Below are 19,106 nucleotides of genomic sequence, written 5' to 3'. Positions count from 1 at the left end.
ACCTGCGGAAGCACAGCCGGGAAGCCCGTTCAAGGCCCCTCGGCGATTCATGACGAAATATTTCCCTAGGTGACTTAGCGTTTCCGGGCCTTTGTGACGGGTTTCCGGACGGCTCTACAGTCGATGCATGACTGATACAGCTCTAGCCGGAGCGGCCACCGAAAAGCCCGCGGAAAAGCCCGCGCGCCCAGCCCGTGCCTCGCGCCCCGCCGCCAAGCCTCATGGCCAGTGGAAGGTGGACGGAACCACCCCGCTGAATGCCAACGAAACCTGGAAGCAGGAAGACGACGGCCTCAACGTCCGCGAGCGTATCGAGTCCATCTACTCCAAGGACGGTTTCGACTCCATTCCGGGGCAGGACCTGCACGGGCGCTTCCGCTGGTGGGGCCTCTACACCCAGCGCAAGCCCGGGATCGACGGCGGCAAGACCGCCACGCTTGAGCCGCATGAGCTTGAGGACAAGTACTTCATGCTCCGCGTGAGGATCGACGGCGGCGCGCTCACCACTGAGCAGCTGCGCGTCATCGGCAACATCTCGGTCGAGTTCGCCCGCGATTCCGCGGACCTCACCGACCGCCAGAACATCCAGCTGCACTGGATCCGCGTCGAAGATATCCCGGAGATCTGGCGTCGTCTCGAAGGCATCGGCCTGTCCACCACGGAAGCCTGCGGCGACGTGCCGCGCGTCATCCTGGGATCGCCGGTGGCCGGCATTGCCAAGGACGAGATCATCGACCCCACCCCGCTCATCGCCGAGCTGGGGGAGCGGTTCATCGGCAACCCGCTGCTGTCCAACCTGCCGCGCAAGTACAAGACCGCGATCACCGGCCACCCCAGCCAGGACGTGGTGCACGAGATCAACGACTTCGCGCTCGTTGGCGTCAAGCACCCCGAACTCGGCGTCGGCTACGACCTCTGGGCCGGCGGCGCACTGTCCACCAACCCCATGCTCGGCAAGCGCCTCGGCGCATTCGTCACGCCGGAGCAGGCCGCCGACGTGTGGCTCGGCGTCACCAGCATCTTCCGCGACTACGGCTACCGCCGCATGCGCACCAAGGCCCGCCTGAAGTTCCTCATGGCTGACTGGGGTCCGGAGAAGTTCCGCCAGATCCTCGAGGATGAATACCTCGGCTACAAGCTGGCTGACGGCCCCGCCGCACCCAAGCCGTCCACCCCGGGCGACCACGTGGGCGTGCACGAGCAGAAGGACGGCAAGTTCTTCATCGGTGCCACCCCCATTGCCGGCCGGCTCTCCGGCTCGCAGCTCGTGAAGCTCGCGGACACCCTTGAGGCCCGCGGCTCCTACCGCCTGCGCACCACCCCGCACCAGAAGCTGGTGGTCCTCGACGTTCCCAAGGACGAGGTGGAACCGCTGGTCGCCGAACTCGACGCCCTGGGCCTGTCCGCCCGCCCGTCGGTCTTCCGCCGCGGCACCATCGCCTGCACCGGCATCGAGTACTGCAAGCTGGCCATCGTGGAAACGAAGGTCACCGCAGCCACGGCCGTTGCCGAGCTGGAGCGCCGCCTCGCTGACCTGGCCGACAGCGGCCAACTGCCGCAGGCACTTTCCCTGCACATCAACGGCTGCCCCAACTCCTGCGCCCGCATCCAGACCGCGGACATCGGCCTCAAGGGCATGATGCTGCCAACGCCCGACGGCGACCCCACCCCGGGTTTCCAGGTCCACCTCGGCGGCGGGCTGGCTTCCGCCGACCGCGAAGAGGCCGGCCTCGGACGTACCGTCCGCGGGCTGAAGGTCTACGTTGCGGACCTGCCCGACTACGTGGAGCGGGTTGTCCGCCGGTTCGTGGCCGAGCGGGCCGAAGGCCAGACCTTCGCAGAGTGGGCCCACGCAGCTGACGAGGAGGCACTCCAGTGAATCCAGTCGAGACCAAGCGCTCCAACGAGGAGCTCAAGGCATTGGCCGAAGCCGGCGCCGCCGAGCTCGGCTGGGACGCGCCCGCCCGCGACGTGATCGCCTGGGTGGAGCGCAACTTCGAGATGCCTGCGGTGGCCGTCGCCTGCTCCATGGCCGACGCTGTGCTGCCGGCGCTCGTCGCGGACCAGCTTCCCGGCGTCGACGTCCTGTTCCTCGAGACCGGCTACCACTTCCCGGAAACCTACGCCACACGGGACGAGGTGGCCGCGAACCTCCGCGTCAACGTGGTGGACGTGCTCCCGGAGAACACCGTGGAGCAGCAGGACCGGCTCCTGGGCAAGGACCTCTTCGCCCGCGACGCCGCCCAGTGCTGCGCCCTCCGAAAGGTTGCCCCGCTGCGCCGCACGCTCGCCGGCTACGAGCTCTGGTTCACCGGCGTCCGCCGTGACGAAGCCCCCACGCGCACCAACACCCCGCTGGTCACCTGGGACGAAGCCAACGGCCTCGTGAAGGTCAACCCGGTAGCGGCCTGGACGTTCGACCAGCTGGTCCAGTACTCCGATGACAACCTCCTTCCCGTCAACCCGCTCCTCTCCCAGGGCTACCCGTCGATCGGCTGCCAGCCCTGCACCCGCAAAGTAGCGCCCGGCGATGATCCCCGCGCTGGCCGCTGGGCAGGAACCAACAAGACAGAATGCGGACTACACGTATGAGCACTCAAATCACCAACGAGGACCTGGAGCTGTCTGTGCTGGAAGCTGACGCTACTGAAACGCCGACTGCCGCCGCGCGCCTCTCCAGCCTGGACACCCTCGAGTCCGAGGCCATCCACATCATCCGCGAGGTCGTTGCCGAGTTCGAGAAGCCCGCGCTGCTGTTCTCCGGCGGCAAGGACTCTGTGGTCATGCTGCACCTGGCCACCAAGGCGTTCTGGCCGGGCAAGGTTCCCTTCCCGGTGCTGCACGTCGACACCGGCCACAACTTTCCGGAGGTCATCGACTTCCGCGACCGGACGGTGGAGCGGCTGGGACTTAAGCTCGTCGTCGGCAGTGTCCAGGAATTCATTGACCGCGGCGAGCTGGCCGAGCGTGCCGACGGCACCCGGAACCCGCTGCAGACCATTCCGCTGCTGGACGCCATCCAGTCCAACAAGTTCGACGCCGTCTTCGGCGGCGGCCGCCGTGACGAGGACAAGGCCCGCGCCAAGGAGCGCATCCTGAGCCTCCGCGACGAGTTCGGCCAGTGGGACCCGCGGAACCAGCGCCCCGAGCTGTGGAACCTCTACAACGGCCGGCACACCGTCGGCCAGCACGTCCGTGCATTCCCCATCAGCAACTGGACCGAGCTGGACGTGTGGCGCTACATCGAGCGTGAAAACATCGAGCTGCCGGGCCTGTACTACGCCCACGAGCGCGAAGTCTTTGCCCGCGACGGCATGTGGCGTGCGGTGGGCGAAGTTTCCCAGCCCCGCGACAACGAAGAGGTCATCACCAAGACCGTCCGCTACCGGACCGTCGGCGACATGTCCTGCACCGGCGCTGTCGAGTCGGCTGCCGCCACCGTGCGCGACGTCGTGATTGAAGTTGCCGCTTCCACCATCACCGAACGTGGCGCCACCCGTGCAGACGACCGCATCTCCGAGGCCGCCATGGAAGACCGCAAGAAGGATGGCTATTTCTAATGAGCACCGACATTGACACCGCCCGCGCGGCCGCACTTCTTGACGAAGCACCCCTGACCAACGCCACCCTCTTCCGTTTCGCCACCGCGGGATCGGTCGACGACGGCAAGTCCACCCTGGTGGGCCGGCTCCTGCACGACTCCAAGGCAATCCTGGCGGACCAGCTCGACGCTGTAGCCCGCACCTCAGCGGACCGCGGGTTCGGCGGCTCGGCAGGCGGGATCGACCTTGCCCTCCTGACCGACGGCCTGCGTGCCGAGCGCGAGCAGGGCATCACCATCGACGTCGCCTACCGCTACTTCGCCACGGACCGCCGCAGCTTCATCCTCGCGGACTGCCCCGGCCACGTTCAGTACACCAAGAACACGGTGACCGGCGCGTCCACTGCGGACGCCGTCGTCGTACTCATCGACGCCCGCAAGGGTGTCCTGGAGCAGACCCGCCGGCACCTGTCCGTGCTGCAGCTGCTGCGCGTAGCGCACGTGATCGTGGCCGTCAACAAGATCGACCTGGTGGACTTCAGCGAGTCCGTGTTCCGCGAGATCGAAGCCGACGTGCAGAAGGTGGGCCGCGAACTCGGGTTGGGTTCTGACGGCATCACCGATCTGCTGGTGGTTCCGGTTTCCGCGCTCGACGGCGACAACGTCGTGGAGCGCTCGGAGCGCACCCCCTGGTACAGCGGCCCCGCGCTGCTCGAGGTGCTCGAGACGCTGCCCGCTGCCGACGAGCTGGAAAGCCACCTTGAGAGCTTCCGTTTCCCGGTGCAGCTCGTGATCCGGCCGCAGGGTGCCCTGGCTCCCGACGCAGTGGCCGGTGGGCTGAACCCGGAGGAGTACCGCGACTACCGGGCCTACGCCGGACAGATCACCGAGGGCTCGGTGAAAGTGGGGGACAAGGTCAGCGTGCTGACGCCTGGCCAGGACCCGCGCACCACCACCGTGACGGGCATCGACTTCGCCGGATCGTCGCTGGAGGAAGCCGCCGCCCCGCAGTCGGTGGCGATCCGCCTGGCCGACGAGTTCGACGTCGCCCGCGGTGACACTATCGCCGCCGCCGGCACGGTCCGCGAAAGCTCGGCCGACCTCTACGCCGCGCTGTGCTGGCTCTCCCCGAAGCCGCTCCGCGAGGGCGCCAAGGTCCTGGTCAAGCACGGCACCCGCACCGTGCAGGCGCTGGTCCGCAGCGTCAGCGGCAAGCTGGACCTCGCCACCTTCAACCTCGAAGGCGCATCCAGCCTCGAGCTCAACGACATCGGCCACGCGCAGCTCCGGCTCGCCGCCCCGCTGCCGCTGGAGAACTACCTGCACCACCGCCGCACGGGTGCGTTCCTGGTGATCGACCCGCTGGACGGCAACACCCTCGCCGCGGGCCTGGTCAAGGACCACCCGGGCGACCACGAGGACGAGCGCTACAGCATCTGATCCGCTGGTTCTAGCCGAAAGGCCCCGGCCCGGAGATTTCCGGGCCGGGGCCTTTGGCATTCCCGGGCCCTGCCGTGCCCCGTCAGCGGCCCCGCTCGCAGCAGACCGGCCCTGGCCCGGCGTGGCCTGGCGCCGCATGACCGGTCTGGCCCGCCCGATTAACGCGATTAAGCGGTTCCGGCCCTGGCCCGCATGACCAGTGCTGGCCCGCATGACCGGTGCTGCGCCGGGCCGGTTGAGCGGTTGCGGGCCGGTTGAGCGTGGGCTAGGAGCGATCGCTGGCCGTTCTCTCATCGGCTTCGAGTATCGACTTGAGCTTCTGCAGGTCCTTGCGGGTAGCCCTGCGGATCATGGGCGCCATGAACAGCCCCGCGAGCTGCGAGAAGCCCGACGGCTTGCCGGTGTTGCCCAGCGTCATCCGCGTCCCGCCGCTGACCTCTGCCCACGTGTAAGTTGTCTCCATCGGAAACGGCCCTTGGGCGGTACGCATCACGAGCTTCTCGCCTGGGACGTGCTCGACGAATTCGTACGTGTATTTCAGTTCCCGACCCAGGAACTTGGCCGTGAAGGCCACCTTCGATCCGACGTCGATCGGTCCCGTGGTCAGCCGCTGCGCCGAGTGGATGTTCTCGTACCACCGCGGGGCGTTATCCGGATTTGCGGCAAAGGCGGCCACGTCCGAACGCGGCCGCCGGATCAAGATCTCGGTCTGGACGTTCACCATGCTTGCGTCTCCTTCCTCGGGGCCGAAGTCCGGCCCACAAATACGGTAAGCCCCAACCAACGCCTGCCCCGCACAACCGGGCCTGCCCCGCACGGCCGGGCCTGCCCCGCACAACCGGCCTTGACCACGGCCGCTTGTGCGGGGGAGGGCCGGTCAGGGGAGAGCCAACAGAGAGCATCCCTTGACTGGGCCCGGCCGGTGGGCAATAGTTCATCCTTGATCCGGCGGGATCTTGGCCGCAGCCGGGCCAGTCCAGCCAGCGGGAGGGGAAGTCGTGGAAGCCATCACCAGCCGGCTAATCAACTGGGCCTCGATCCTGGATGAGAAGACGCGCGAGCAGGCGCTGGCAGCGTCGCAGCTGCCGTTCATCTATCCTCACCTGGCGCTGATGCCCGACGCTCATCTCGGCAAGGGCGCCACCGTGGGGTCTGTCATCCCGACTGTCCGGGCCATCATTCCGGCTGCTGTGGGCGTGGACATCGGCTGCGGCATGATCGCGGTCCGGACGCAGTACTCGCTGAAGGACCTGCCCAAAGACAGGAGGCGGCTGCGCGAGGACATTGAGCGGGTCATTCCGCTGTCCGCGGGCCACAGCAACCGGCACGTCCTTGCCACGGCCGAACCGCGCGTCGCCGAGCTGAGGAGGCTGGCAGCGAAGGCCGGGTTTGATCCCGGCCTGTACGTGGCGAAGTGGGACCTCCAGTTGGGATCGCTCGGATCCGGCAACCACTTCATCGAGGTGTGTGCGGATGAAACGGATGCCATCTGGCTGTTCCTGCATTCCGGCTCGCGTGGTATCGGCAACAAGATCGCGCAACACCACATTGGCGTGGCGCAGCGCGTCACCAGGGCAAAGCGGATCGTGCTGCCCGATCAGGACCTGGCCTACCTTGAGGAGGGCACGCACGAATTCGACCGTTACATCAAGGAACTGCGCTGGGCCCAGCATTTCGCCCTGCTGAACCGCGAGGAAATGATGGACCGTGTGATCACCCAGTTCGGCAACTGGGTGGGCGGCCGGGTGCAGGAGCGGGAACGCATCAATTGCCATCACAACTTCACCCAGCAGGAAACCCATTACGGCAAGTCAGTATGGGTGTCGCGCAAGGGTGCCATCAAGGCTGAGGTCGGGGATCCGGGCCTCATTCCGGGTTCCATGGGCACAGCCTCGTATGTCGTGGAAGGGCTCGGCAACCCCGTTTCGTTGAATTCCTCTCCGCACGGCGCCGGCCGCGAATATTCCCGGAACGCAGCGCGCAAGACGTTCTCGCTGGCGGAACTGAAAGCGGCCATGCACGGGATTGAATTCCGCGCCACCGAGGCATTCATTGACGAAATTCCGGCAGCCTACAAGCCCATCGACCAGGTCATGCGCGACGCCGAAGATCTCGTCAAAGTCCGGCACCGGCTGCGGCAGCTCATCAACGTCAAGGGCGACTGACACCGGAGAAACCGCCGGATGCAGGGGCGATCCGGGGCCACCGGCGTCCCCTGGATTAATGTGGCCGAATGTGACGCTGCATGAACCTGCGTGACCCCCCGTTTCCGGCCCATTGAACCGTGTTTATGACACTCCCTATGGTGAATTCATGACTAGTTCCAGGCCGGGCATGACCCGCATTGAGGCCGGCGCGAGCCAGGGGCCCCAGCGGAGGCGTGCCCTGGAGATCGCCCTGGCCGTGGGTTTGGTCCTGCTGATCAGCGTGGGCGCGGTTGTGGCCTCCGCCGTATCGCGGGAATCAAACGCGTCCGCCACATCGGGCGCACCCACTGGCCCGGCCAGCGAACTGAAGCTGGGCTATTTCGGCAACATCACGCACGCCCCGGCCCTGATTGGGGTCAACGAGGGCTTTATCAAGAACAATCTCGGCAGCACCAAGCTCTCCACGCAGGTGTTTAACGCGGGCCCGGCAGCCATCGAGGCGCTGAACGCCGGCGCCATCGACGCCACGTACATCGGCCCGAACCCGGCGATCAACTCCTTCGTCAAGAGCAAGGGCGAGTCCATCAGCATCATCGCCGGCGCAGCGTCCGGCGGGGCCCAGCTGGTGGTGAAGCCGGAGATCAAGACCGCAGCCGACCTGAAGGGCAAGACCCTGGCTTCGCCGCAGCTGGGCGGCACGCAGGATGTGGCGCTCCGCGCCTGGCTCGGCAAGCAGGGTTACAAGACAAATCCCGACGGCGGCGGAGACGTCGCGATCAACCCCACCGAGAATGCCCAGACGCTGAAGCTGTTCCAGGACGGAAAGCTCGACGGCGCGTGGCTGCCGGAGCCATGGGCCTCCCGCCTGGTGCTCCAGGCCGGGGCCAAGGTCCTGGTGGATGAGAAAGACCTCTGGGACGGGTCGCAAACCGGCAAGCCCGGCGAGTTCCCCACCACCATCCTGATCGTGAACAAGAAGTTCGCCGCCGAGCACCCGGAGACCGTGGAGGGACTGCTGAAGGGCCACGTGGAAGCCGTGAAGTGGCTCAACGACACCCCGGCTGCCGAAAAGGCCAGCGTCGTTAACGCCGCGCTGAAAAAGGATTCGGGCAAGGCGCTGCAGCAGAACGTCATCGAGAGGTCGTTGAACAACATCGTGTTCACTGTGGACCCGCTGGCCGGCACCTTCAAGAAGCTGCTGCAGGACGGTGTGGACGCCGGAACCACCAAGCAGGCCGACCTCACCGGCATCTTCGACCTCCGCGCCCTGAATACGGTGACGCGGGACAAAATCTCTGCGGCGGGGCTGGGACAGGACTAGCCCCGCACACTCCGCAGCATTTCACGCACCACGAACAAAGGACGGGACCATGCCAGTCGTACTGGAAAACCTGGGCAAGCGCTTCGGCGAAGGCGCCCCGGTGCTGGACGACGTCAACGCCACCATCGGCAAGGGCGAGTTCGTCGCTCTCCTCGGTGCGTCCGGCTGCGGCAAGTCCACCCTGCTGAACATCATGGCGGGACTGGAGGTTCCGACGTCAGGCGCTCTTGAGGTCCCCAGCGACGGCGCCGCCTTCATGTTCCAGGATTCGGCACTGTTCCCGTGGCTCACCGCCCGGGAGAACGTCGAGCTGGCGCTGAAGCTGCGCGGTGTGGCCAAGTCCGTTCGCCGCGCCAAGGCCGGCGAACTGCTGGAACTCGTGCACCTGTCCGAGGCAGGGGACAAGCGTCCGCACGAACTCTCGGGCGGCATGCGCCAGCGCGTGGCCCTGGCCCGGTCATTGGCCCAAGACCGGCAGCTGCTGCTCATGGACGAGCCGTTTGCGGCGCTGGACGCCATCACCCGCGACCTCCTGCACGACGAACTCGAGCGCATCTGGAAGGAAACGGGGCGCACCATCGTGTTCGTGACGCACAACGTCCGGGAGGCCGTCCGGCTCGGCCAGCGTGTGCTGCTGCTGTCCTCACGGCCGGGCCGAGTCGTGCAGGAATGGAACGTCACCGAAGAACACCGTACCGACGCCGGTCTTGCCGGACAGCTGACCGGGGTCATCACCGCCCGGCTGCGAGAGGAGATCCGCCGCCATGCCAAGTAATTCATCTCCCGTGGCGGAGACGCCCAAGGTCGAGGCCCCGCTGGTCGAGCCTGTCGAGTCTGCTGAAACCGACGAGGCAACAAGCTCAACCCCCTCGGAAAACCGGAAAGTCCACGCGGCCCTGACCCGTTCCTCCACCGGCTCGGCTGACCTGCGCGAACTCGAATCGGGGCTGGACTCCCTGCAGTCCGATGCCGTCCGCAAGCCGGGGATCGACTGGAGCCGCATTCTGCTGCCGGTGGCGGCGCTCGTGGTACTCATTCTCGTCTGGCAGTTCTACGTCTCGCTCGGCTTCAAGCGCCGCGACCAGGTGCCCGGCCCGATGGACGTGCTGGGCCAGTTCGGCACGCTGTGGGCCGAGGGGTCGCTGCAGGAGGCTGTGTGGACCTCGCTGCAGCGCGGACTCATGGGCTTCCTGATCAGCGTGGTGATCGCGACGCCGATCGGCCTGCTGCTGGCCCAGGTGGCGCCGCTGCGCCGGGCGTTCGGTCCGCTGATCTCCGGGCTTCAGGTCCTGCCTTCGGTGGCCTGGGTGCCGGCCGCGATCATCTGGTTCGGCCTCACCGACGCAACCGTGTACTTCGTGGTGTTCATGGGCGCCATCCCGTCCATCATCAATGGGCTGATTTCCGGCGTGGACCAGATCCCGCCGCAGTACCGCAGTGTCGGCACGGTTTTGGGGGCGTCACGCCTGCAGATGGCCGTGCAGATCATCCTCCCTGCGGCCCTTCCCGGTTACCTCGGCGGGCTCAAACAGGGCTGGGCTTTTTCCTGGCGCTCCCTCATGGCCGCGGAAATCATCGCCGTGGGCGGCACCATCGGCTTCGGGCTTGGCTCCATGCTGAACCAGGGCCGCGACCTCGCCGACATGACCATTGTGATGTCCGCGATCCTGCTGATCCTCGCTGTGGGCATCCTGATCGAACTGCTCGTTTTCGCCCCGGTAGAGAAACGCCTGCTTCAGCGCCGCGGCCTCCTGGCCGGGAGCACGCGCTAAACACCTCCGCCACAGCCAACAAGAAAGCCCGACGGCGACCATCGCCGTCGGGCTTTCTGCTGCCTGCCGTGCGCCTGCGCCTGCCGCCAACTTGGGGCACATCGACACGGACACGCCGGTGATGAGGCTCTCCCGGGGCGAAATCGCCGCCAATGTGCCCCACGACGGCGGAACGTGAGCCGCAGTAAAAGCCAACAAGAAAGCCCGACGGCGACCACCGCCGTCGGGCTTTCTGCTGTCCGTTTGTCAGCCGCGCGTCAGGGTACCGCAGCCGCTGACTTCGAAGCCTCTGGCCCAGGACGGAATGGTCACGATGATCCTTGCGGAACCATAGTAATTGTCGTAGATCTCGTCGAAGCTTCCACTAAATCCGCTCAGAGTTGTCCAGTAGCACGAGCTTCCCCTGCTGGTGCCGTAATACGTGCCGGGGAGGATATCGATCCCCACTCGGTAAATGCCATCCTTGCTGATTTGTGTTGCCCTGGCCCCGGTGGATGGGACCGTGGTCCAGGCACCACAGCCGTCGCTCTCAAAACCGACATCACCAGGAAGGATCTGGACGTAGGTGATTCCGGTGACGATGTCGTTCGCGTTAATGTCATCAAGGTTTCCCGAAAACCCGCTGAGCCGTGCCCAGTAGCAGAAGGATCCGCCCGTGGACTTATACAGCCCCGGCTTGATCTGAGTTCCAACCCGGTAGATGCCGTCACCGCGAAGCACTGTCACGGCCCAGACCGGCAGCTTCAGCGCCGCGCTCATGGTGACCCGTATGTCGTAGTAGGCCAGTCTGGCGGAGACGCGAACCGTCATGGAGCGGCCGTTGTCCGCCGCAGTGAGACGGTAGGTTCGGTAAATTGCCCCCGAAATCGCGGCGCCGTTGCGGTACCACTGGTAGGCATACGCGGCCGGAGCCGGCGAATACGTGCCCACGTTGGCCGTCAGGGTCGATCCGAGCGACGTCGCACCGCTGATCCGGGGCGCCGTCTTCAGTGTGATCAGTGCTTTGCCCACGGTGACGGCTGCGGTGGTGGACGAGCGGGTGGTGTATCCGGCCTTGGAAACTGTGACTTTCACATTCACCCTGGAACCGATGTAGCCGCTGCTGAGATAAAGCGCGGGACCTGTCCCACCCCTGATCGCGACGCCATTGCGATACCACTGGTACTTGATGGTGACGCCGGACGTCCAGCCTTGATAGATCCCCAGCGTTTGTCCGTACCGGTGAACACCCGTCACGCGAAGGGACCTGGTGGCCACGATGGTTCCGGCGTAGATCGTGCGTGCGGCCGAGTAGCGATCGACTGTCGCGAAGCCGGCCTTGGTTGCCCGGACCCGCACTTTGAGGGCCTTCCCGTAGTCGGCCGCCGTGGTTGTGTAGGTTCGGCCGACTGCTCCGGTGATGGCAGCCGTGCCGCGGTACCACTGATAGGACAGGGCGGCACCGGAGGGCGCCCACGTTCCTGCATTCGCTGTTTGCAGTTGGCCCACGCGGGCCGTTCCGCTGACGGTAGGCACCGGTGCGGTAACAAAGGTCGCGATGACCCCGGTGACCTGGGCGGAGGCCAGTTCCACCGACGAGAAGCCTGGGGCGGACAGCGTCACTTTGCCCCACAGCTTCTGTCCAACATCGGCGGCGGTAACTGTGTAGCGGGAGGCTGTTGCCGATGGGATGGCAACGGCTCCGCGAAACCACTGGTAGGCGAGCGTGCCATGGCTGGCGGAGTTATCCCACTGGGGAGCGCTCAACGATAGTTCCTGGCCCACGGCCGGCCTGCCCGTCACGAGGTTGCTCCACGCAACCCCTGTGAAGGCTGCCGGGCGCACCGTCACCGGAAGGGCTGAAACTTCGGTTCCGGGAGTCTGTGCGTCAGGCGAAGCCACCACGGTGAGTTGAATGCTTTTTCCGGCCATGGCCGGAAGGATCTGCAGGATATCAGCTTCGCCAATCGCATGACCGGCAGTCTGGCTGGGAACGCCGTCGATGATCCAGCTGTACTTGATCCAGCCGGCTCCGGTCCACTGTCCGCCGGTGGAGGAAAGGGAGCCGCCGACGACGGGATCCCCTTCAACCGCAGGCAGACCGATGTTTTCGGGAGCAGCCGGTGCCTCCTCCGTAGGCGCCTCCTCGGCCGGTGCCTCAGCAGCCGGTGCCTCCTCGGCCGGTGCCTCAGCAGCCGGTGCCTCCTCCGTAGGTGCCCCCTCAGTTGGCGTCACTTCAGTGGGTATAGTTTCCGTCGGCGTAGCCTCGACTGGAGGCTGCTCTTCCGCGGGCGGATCAACCGGAGCTGGCGCGGGCTCCGTGACAGTGCCGGTTTCCATCGGCAGCGCCTGTGCTGCCGGAGCCATCAAAAACCCGGCAAGCAAAGCAATGCTGCCGGCTGTGGCAATGCACCTGGCGACAAGACCAGGGCACGTCCGAGTACGGACGTTTTCGTGCAGAGACAACGAGTCCCCTTCCCCCATGTTGAGACTGATCGGAGATCCCGATCGCAGTTATTGTAGGGCTTGTCACAGACATTCTTCGTCCCGCATGCACGCGCCGGGCTTGAACCTGGGCAGAAACTTATGTGACGCAGCGTTACCTTGCGTGAACTGGTGTTTCCGTTGCCGTTGTTGGGGAATGTGACGCGGCCCTACCGTTGATTCATGGCAATTCAGGACATCTACCCAACGGCACTGCGCCTGCTCGGCCGCCCCGTGCTCGTGGTGGGCGGCGGACCGGTGGCTGCACGCCGCGCAAAGGGCCTGCTCGACGCCGGTGCCCGCGTCACCGTGGTCGCTCCCGTTGCCTCCGCCGCGCTCCGTGAACTTGCCGACCCCGGCCTGCTCACCTGGGAGCCGCGCGCTTACGCTCCTTCCGACGTCGACGGCGTCTGGTTCGTTCAGACCGCCACCGGCGATGCCGCTGTGGACGCCCAGGTATCGGCCGACGCCGAGACGCAGCGGATCTGGTGCGTCAATGCCTCCGACCACGAAGCCTCTGCCGCCTGGACTCCCGCCGTCGCCGTGGTGGACGACGTCAAGATCGCCGTCAACGCCGGGGGGGACCCGCGCCGCGCCATGGCACTCCGTGACGCCGTGGCCACCGCGCTGGAAACCGGCGACCTCCCGCTGCGCCGCCGCCGGATCCCCAAGGATGTCGACAAGCTCAATCACCAGGGGTCCGTTGCCCTCGTGGGCGGCGGCCCGGGGGACACCGGCCTCATCACCGTCCGCGGCCGCCGGCTGTTGGGTCAGGCCGACGTCGTTGTGGCAGACCGCCTCGGCCCGCGCGAACTCCTCAACGAACTCGCCCCCGACGTCCGCGTCATCGAAGTCGGCAAGACCCCCGGACACCACCCCGTTCCGCAGGCCGAGATCAACCGGATTCTCGTCGAAGAGGCGCTGCAGGGGCACCGAGTGGTGCGCCTCAAGGGCGGGGACCCCTACGTCCTTGGCCGTGGCGGCGAGGAAGCTGAATTCTGCCGGCAGCACGGCGTCGAGGTCGAGGTGGTCTCGGGTGTCACGTCTGCGATCTCCGTCCCCGCAGCCGCCGGCATCCCCGTGACGCACCGCGGGCTCGCCAAGGGCTTCAGCGTGGTCACCGGCCACGAGGAACTCTCCGAGGTTCCGGCCCGCGCCGACCACACCGTGATCCTGCTCATGGGAGTCGGCCAGTTGCGCGAATCCGCGTCCGCCCTGGGCAAAGCCGGCCTGCCGGCGGAGACCCCGGTTGGTATTGTTGAAAACGGCTACCTGCCGAACCAGCGCGTGACCATCGGGACCCTCGCGACGATCGCCGACCAGGCCGAGGCCACTGGCGTCGCGAATCCTGCCGTGATCGTGATTGGTGACGTTGTCCGCGTCAGCCCCTTCGCGCCGTCGCATTTCAAGACCGCTGACTACAGCACCACCACCCCCAACAAGCCAAGCACCACCCGCGTTCTCACCCCCTAGCCCCCGTGCCCCAACTGGGTAGCAGCAGACGCCGTTCTGAGCCGTCACAACGACGCCTGCTGCTACCTGGTTGGGCGGGACCGAAGAAAAGGAACACAGCCGTGTCAATCAGCACCACCGTAGGAACCGCTGCCCGCCCGTTGCGAGTGGCCGTCATCGGCTCCGGCCCGGCCGGCGTCTACGCTGCGGACATCCTCACCAAGAGCGAGGCCGTCAAGAGCGGCGAGCTGACCGTGAGCATCGACCTCTTTGACCGCTACCCGGCGCCCTACGGCCTGATCCGCTACGGCGTTGCTCCGGACCACCCGCGCATCAAGGGCATCGTCAACGCCCTGCACAAGGTCCTGGACCGGGGAGACATCCGCTTCTTCGGCAACGTGGACTATGGCACGGACCTCTCCATCGAGGATCTGCGCACCCATTACGACGCCGTCATCTTCGCCACCGGCGCCATCAAGGACGCAGACCTGAACATCCCCGGCATCGAGCTTGAGGGTTCCTTCGGCGGCGCTGACTTCGTCTCCTGGTACGACGGCCACCCGGACGTCTCCCGCGAATGGCCGCTGGAGGCCAAGGAAATCGCCGTGATCGGCAACGGCAACGTGGCGCTGGACGTGGCCCGCGTCCTGTCCAAGCACGCTGACGACCTGCTCGTCTCCGAGATCCCGGACAACGTCTATGCCGGCCTGAAGTCCTCGCCCGTCACGGACGTCCATGTGTTCGGCCGCCGCGGCCCGGCCCAGGTGAAGTTCACCCCGCTGGAGCTCCGCGAGCTGTCCCACTCCAAGGACGTGGACATCATCCTGTACCCGGAGGACTTCGAGTTCGACGAGGAATCGGACCGCCAGATCCAGAGCAACAACCAGATCAAGACCATGGTCGGCACGCTCACCAACTGGATCGCCGAGCAGCCTGAGGACGTTTCCGAGCTCAAGGCCTCCCGCCGCCTGCACCTGCACTTCCTGCACAGCCCGGTGGAGATTTATGACGACGCCGCGAACCCCGGGCGCGTCAGCGGCATTAAGTTTGAACGCACCGAGCTGGACGGCACGGGCAACGCCCGCGGCACCGGCGAGTACATCGACTACCCGGTTCAGGCCGTGTACCGTGCGGTCGGCTACTTCGGTTCCGCCCTGCCGGAGATCGAGTTCGACCACAAGAAGGGCGTCATCCCGAACGCCGGCGGCCGGGTACTGGATGCATCCGGCGAGCATGTTCCGGGCATCTACGCCACGGGCTGGATCAAGCGCGGACCCGTCGGCCTGATCGGCCACACCAAGGGTGACGCCCTCGAGACCGTGACGTACCTGCTGGAAGACCGCGAGAACCTGCCGGCTGCCGAGGCACCGGCCGCCAGCGCCATCATCGACCTGCTCGAAAGCCGCGGCGTGGAGTACACCAGCTGGGAAGGCTGGCTGGCTCTGGACGCACACGAGCTCGCCCTGGGCGCCGAGGCCACCGCTGCTGGCGGTTCGCACGGCGTCGAGGTCAAGCGTGAGCGCATCAAGGTCGTGCCGCGCGAGGACATGGTCTCCATCTCCCGCGATGGGGTTGCCGCAAGCGTCTAGCTCCTGGTTCCACCGCAGCTGCACCGCAACGCGGGGTCACTCCGCGCCCACTCCACACGGATTATTGGGCGGGAAGTGACCCCGCGTTGCTTTGTCTAGCGGCCTGCCCCGCCTGCGGCCATGAGCTCAAGCCGCTTCAGCGTTTCACGGTTGCGGATGCTGATGGCCGGATCCCTCAACGCCTTCGGCACGGCGAATCCAGGGCCGCGGACAGCGTCTTCGGCGATTGTTACCCGGCACCGGGAACCCAGGTCCTCCAGGGTGATGACCACCTTGGCTTCGCCCACTGGCCATCCGCGTGCGATCAGTTCCAGCGACTTGCCCGGATCAACGGCAGCGACCTTGGTGGAATCGTCGACGACGAGGGGCCAGGCGCCCACGGAATGATGGAGCCGCGCGTCGACTTCCGGCCAGTGCGCGTCCACGGCGCGGATCCTTGAGGCACCGACCACCCAGCCGGAGTACAGCCAGCCGTCGGCAATCACCTTCCAGACGTCCGGAGCCGGGGAATTGAAGACCTGCGTAACGGTGGACATGGATGTCCTCTCTGTCGGCCGCGCGGAACGCTGAAGGTTGGAAGCCGAGCCGGCCCGCCGCCGCGCAGGCTTTCCTGGTGCCGGTCCCCGGGCGACGCGGTACGAATATTCCCTGAGCCGCCGCGTCCACGGGTACGTGCCGGCCCCCGGCAGCGGGTGTTCGAGCGGGTCGAAGCGCGTCGGCAGATCCTCCGGCCCCGGAGCGGCCCTCAACCTCAGCGTTCCGGCGTGGATCCACCGGCGGGTGGGAGTCGCGAAAGACAGCGCGAGGACCCACTCGCCCGTCCCCAGTGCGTTCTTGAAGTCCCCGCCGGTTTCAGCGCGGCCCGTGGCAGCGGGCGGCAGCGACAGCGTTCGCAGCCCCAGCAGGACCGGACCGTCTGCTCCCTTGTACGGCATGAGCGTGGTGAACTTGGCCGCGCCGACGTCGATCTTTGGCAGGAGCAGGAACCGCGCTGGAAAACCCCAGCCGGTGGACGCGAACAGGATGTCCGCCCGCTGCCTTCCCGCCGTGCCTTCGGCATCGGCACCGGCATCGGCCCCGATCTCGGAACTGGCGGCCATGCCTCCGGCACCGGCACCACCACCGGAACCGATGCCCAGGGCGAGGCCGAGGATGTCCGGGAGCGCTGCCGGCAGGCCGACCGAGCGGGAGAAACGCGCCTGCACCTGGTCAGATCCGGCAGTATCGAGCCAGCTGATTCCGCTCCGCGCACCCGGCATCCCGGCGACGGCCCGGTCCTCCATCCCGTGCCTCGTCAGTTCGCCGACCAGGCCGAGACCGCTCGGATGAATCGGGCGGACTGGACGAACGGCCTTGATCGCCTTGAAGACGGCGGCGAAGGCCTGCCCGGCCAGCTCCGTTCCCTGGCCGGCGAGCCTGGGTGATTGCATCATACGAACCCTCCTCTGTGGGGTCACATCCTGCCAAACCTGGACCTGACCAGGGCAAAAATGCCGTAGCAAACGAAGCCCGCACCGATGGCCAGGAGCAGGTATGGCCCGTAGGGGTGGTCGCGCAGGGCTTTGAGGCTCCCGTCCAGGCCGGTGGATTCTTCCGGGCTGTGCTTGGCGGCAGCGATCACGAACAGGAGTCCGGTAAGGAGCAGCGCGATGCCTTTCGCCACATGGCCCGTCACTCCGAGGGAGTCGATGATTCTTCCCTGCCGCGTGCCGTCAAATTCGAAGAGCTCTTCCTTGAACCCCCGCCGGAGCCCCTTCAGGATGAAGTAGACACCCACGCCCATGATGGTGAGGCCTATCGTGCTCAGCACCACCGTGCCAAACGGGGCTCTGAGGAGGGCGGCGCTGATGTCCCTGGTCGACTTGCTGGAATCGCCGCGCAACCCCACGGCGAAGCCGCCAAAGCTCAATCCCACGCTGCCGTAGGCAACCGCCAAAAATCCCGAGGAGATGTGCTTGCCGATTCTTTCCTTCTTGGGCAGGTGGCGGGCCCGGAGCGTCGCATCGCTCAACTGCCAGAGTGCGAGGCCGATGCAGGAAATCATGCCTCCCCACATGAGGGCGGGCCCCCCGGGATTGGCAGCCAGCTGCTCGATCGCGCCGGTGGGTTCGGCCTCCCCGGGGTGGCCCAGCGCCAGTGCGATCGCGATGGCGCCGATCACGATGTGGAGCAGCGCCACGACGGCAAATCCTGACCGCGCGACGACGTCAAGCGCCTTGGTATTCGACGCCGCCTCTGCGGCGTCGGCTGCTTCGCCGAGCGGGTTTGCGTTATCTGTCATGGCGGCGTTAGCCGTTCATTGGTCCCTCGGCGTGGATCCTGTCGGCTCCCTCGCCGGTGAGTTTCACCGTGCAGCGGACCACGAGGTCGTCCGGCGCCGTGTCGATATCCACCAAGGTCTCACCTGCGCTCAGGATGGTAAAGACTTCCGAACCGGGCTCCACCCCAAACCCCCGCGACTCGGCGGCCTGGCGGGCATTCGCCAGGGCTTCACTCCGGAGCCCGTCCAGGTACTCCTGATCGTCCTCGCGCTCAGAGTCGCCGAAGGCCCAGCCGAAAAGTGTTCCCGTTGCGTCCATGGCGTTGATTTTACGCACAAAGACAGTGCTGTTACGGGCTACCGTAATATTAGTAAGTGTGCTTATCATATCCGCACCATGACTTTGGTTCGGCTGCCGTCCACGGGGAGATCCCGGGGGCGGAAAGCCATCTTTTCCATCATTCACGGTTTCGATCTCTACGTTAGGAAGCGCATCATGGCAGGAAATCTTCTGGCACGTTCCATCCACGATCTGACGGCCGCTGCGTGGTTCGGCGGGTCGCTGATGGGCGCCATCGGCCTCAATGGAGCTGCGGCGGAAGCCAAAGACCCCGCAGAACGCACCCGGCTGTCAAGCCGTGGCTGGATGAAATGGGCTCCTGTTCAGACCGCAGCCTTTGCCACGCACCTTATTGCGGACCTGGCGATAGCGTGGGAGAACAAGGAGCGGATCGCCAAGCAGGACGGTGTGGCTGCCGACACCGTCTACAAAACGGCTGTCACCCTTGCCGGTGCCGCGGCCACCCTGTACGCGGGAGCCCTCGGGAAGAAGGTGGACAAGCTCGCCGACGAGGGAGCGGAGGGTGCCACGGAGCCGCGGTCCGGAGCGTCCGACAAGCTGCAGGCGGCGCAGAAGCAGCTGAAGGTGCTGCAGTGGGCCATTCCGGCATTTGCGGCCTGGGTCATCGTGCTGGGCGCCAAGCACGGTGAGATGCAGCGGCCCAAGAACGTTTTCATGGGCCTCCGCGACCGGTAGTTTCGAAGTCAGCTTCCGCAGCCGGCTTCAGAAGCCATTACCGACGACGACGGCCGGGTCTCCAGCGCGGACCCGGCCGTTGTGA

At 66.3% G+C, this 19,106-nt stretch carries 16 protein-coding genes; 11 read left to right on the top strand and 5 right to left on the bottom strand.

Annotation, left to right across the window (positions count from 1 at the left end; all coding sequences use genetic code 11):
- The first annotated feature begins 127 nt into the window (after window positions 1–127).
- Genes J7E80_RS00980 through J7E80_RS00965 form a run of 4 tightly spaced genes read left to right on the top strand, consistent with a single transcriptional unit; the run spans window position 128 to window position 4,981 of the window.
- Window positions 128–1,879, top strand: a complete 1,752-nt coding sequence (locus J7E80_RS00980; RefSeq protein WP_251036285.1) for a nitrite/sulfite reductase — start codon at window positions 128–130, stop codon at window positions 1,877–1,879.
- Window positions 1,876–2,592, top strand: coding sequence for a phosphoadenylyl-sulfate reductase (locus tag J7E80_RS00975; RefSeq protein WP_215049617.1), 717 nt, complete (start codon window positions 1,876–1,878; stop codon window positions 2,590–2,592). The genes J7E80_RS00980 and J7E80_RS00975 overlap by 4 nt, the downstream gene beginning before the upstream one ends.
- On the top strand, window positions 2,589–3,560 hold the full coding sequence (cysD, locus tag J7E80_RS00970; RefSeq protein WP_215049616.1) for a sulfate adenylyltransferase subunit CysD: 972 nt from the start codon (window positions 2,589–2,591) through the stop codon (window positions 3,558–3,560). The genes J7E80_RS00975 and cysD overlap by 4 nt, the downstream gene beginning before the upstream one ends.
- A complete protein-coding gene (locus J7E80_RS00965; protein ID WP_215049615.1) occupies window positions 3,560–4,981 on the top strand; it encodes a sulfate adenylyltransferase subunit 1 in 1,422 nt (473 codons plus the stop codon). Before cysD ends, J7E80_RS00965 begins: the two co-directional genes overlap by 1 nt.
- Before the next feature lie 265 nt (window positions 4,982–5,246).
- Here J7E80_RS00965 and J7E80_RS00960 read toward each other — a convergent pair whose 3' ends face one another.
- Window positions 5,247–5,705, bottom strand: coding sequence for an SRPBCC family protein (locus J7E80_RS00960; RefSeq protein ID WP_215049614.1), 459 nt, complete (start codon window positions 5,703–5,705; stop codon window positions 5,247–5,249).
- A 274-nt stretch (window positions 5,706–5,979) separates the two neighbouring features.
- Here J7E80_RS00960 and J7E80_RS00955 point away from each other — a divergent pair, with 274 nt between their 5' ends.
- The 4 genes from J7E80_RS00955 (at window position 5,980) to J7E80_RS00940 (ending at window position 10,221) form a co-directional block, all read left to right on the top strand.
- Entirely contained in the window at window positions 5,980–7,146 is a 1,167-nt protein-coding gene (locus tag J7E80_RS00955) for an RtcB family protein (RefSeq protein ID WP_215049613.1), read from the top strand.
- Between the two features lie 148 nt (window positions 7,147–7,294).
- Window positions 7,295–8,449, top strand: coding sequence for an ABC transporter substrate-binding protein (locus tag J7E80_RS00950; RefSeq protein WP_215049612.1), 1,155 nt, complete (start codon window positions 7,295–7,297; stop codon window positions 8,447–8,449).
- Window positions 8,450–8,498: 49 nt separating this feature from the next.
- Window positions 8,499–9,224 carry an ABC transporter ATP-binding protein gene (locus J7E80_RS00945; protein WP_215049611.1) on the top strand — a complete coding sequence of 242 codons (726 nt, stop codon included), beginning with the start codon at window positions 8,499–8,501 and terminating at the stop codon, window positions 9,222–9,224.
- Entirely contained in the window at window positions 9,214–10,221 is a 1,008-nt protein-coding gene (locus J7E80_RS00940; RefSeq protein ID WP_215049610.1) for an ABC transporter permease, read from the top strand. Before J7E80_RS00945 ends, J7E80_RS00940 begins: the two co-directional genes overlap by 11 nt.
- Window positions 10,222–10,467: 246 nt before the next feature.
- Here J7E80_RS00940 and J7E80_RS00935 read toward each other — a convergent pair whose 3' ends face one another.
- On the bottom strand, window positions 10,468–12,435 hold the full coding sequence (locus J7E80_RS00935; RefSeq protein ID WP_311380729.1) for a hypothetical protein: 1,968 nt from the start codon (window positions 12,433–12,435) through the stop codon (window positions 10,468–10,470).
- Window positions 12,436–12,867: 432 nt separating this feature from the next.
- Between J7E80_RS00935 and cobA the strand changes: the two genes are divergently transcribed.
- Both cobA and J7E80_RS00925 read left to right on the top strand, forming a co-directional pair.
- Window positions 12,868–14,157 (top strand): uroporphyrinogen-III C-methyltransferase, encoded by a 1,290-nt coding sequence (gene cobA / locus J7E80_RS00930; protein WP_215049608.1) that lies wholly within the window; start codon window positions 12,868–12,870, stop codon window positions 14,155–14,157.
- A 101-nt stretch (window positions 14,158–14,258) separates the two neighbouring features.
- Window positions 14,259–15,725 carry an FAD-dependent oxidoreductase gene (locus J7E80_RS00925; protein WP_215049607.1) on the top strand — a complete coding sequence of 489 codons (1,467 nt, stop codon included), beginning with the start codon at window positions 14,259–14,261 and terminating at the stop codon, window positions 15,723–15,725.
- Window positions 15,726–15,820: 95 nt separating this feature from the next.
- On the opposite strand, the gene J7E80_RS23540 is transcribed toward J7E80_RS00925, so the two are convergent.
- From J7E80_RS23540 to J7E80_RS00910, 3 genes are read right to left on the bottom strand one after another with little or no spacing between them, the layout of a single operon-like run.
- On the bottom strand, window positions 15,821–17,158 hold the full coding sequence (locus J7E80_RS23540) for an SRPBCC family protein (protein ID WP_251036284.1): 1,338 nt from the start codon (window positions 17,156–17,158) through the stop codon (window positions 15,821–15,823).
- A gap of 20 nt (window positions 17,159–17,178) precedes the next feature.
- Window positions 17,179–18,006: a DUF1206 domain-containing protein gene (locus tag J7E80_RS00915; RefSeq protein WP_215049606.1), complete on the bottom strand. Its 828-nt coding sequence runs from the start codon at window positions 18,004–18,006 to the stop codon at window positions 17,179–17,181.
- A gap of 7 nt (window positions 18,007–18,013) precedes the next feature.
- A complete protein-coding gene (locus J7E80_RS00910; protein WP_215049605.1) occupies window positions 18,014–18,304 on the bottom strand; it encodes a hypothetical protein in 291 nt (96 codons plus the stop codon).
- A 177-nt stretch (window positions 18,305–18,481) separates the two neighbouring features.
- On the opposite strand from J7E80_RS00910, the gene J7E80_RS00905 reads away from it, so the two are divergent.
- Window positions 18,482–19,021, top strand: a complete 540-nt coding sequence (locus J7E80_RS00905) for a hypothetical protein (protein WP_215049604.1) — start codon at window positions 18,482–18,484, stop codon at window positions 19,019–19,021.
- Window positions 19,022–19,106: the final 85 nt, after the last annotated feature.

It is taken from the genome of Arthrobacter sp. ISL-28 (assembly GCF_018613875.1).
GTDB lineage: Bacteria > Actinomycetota > Actinomycetes > Actinomycetales > Micrococcaceae > Arthrobacter.
This window is presented reverse-complemented; position numbering and strand designations above follow the sequence as displayed.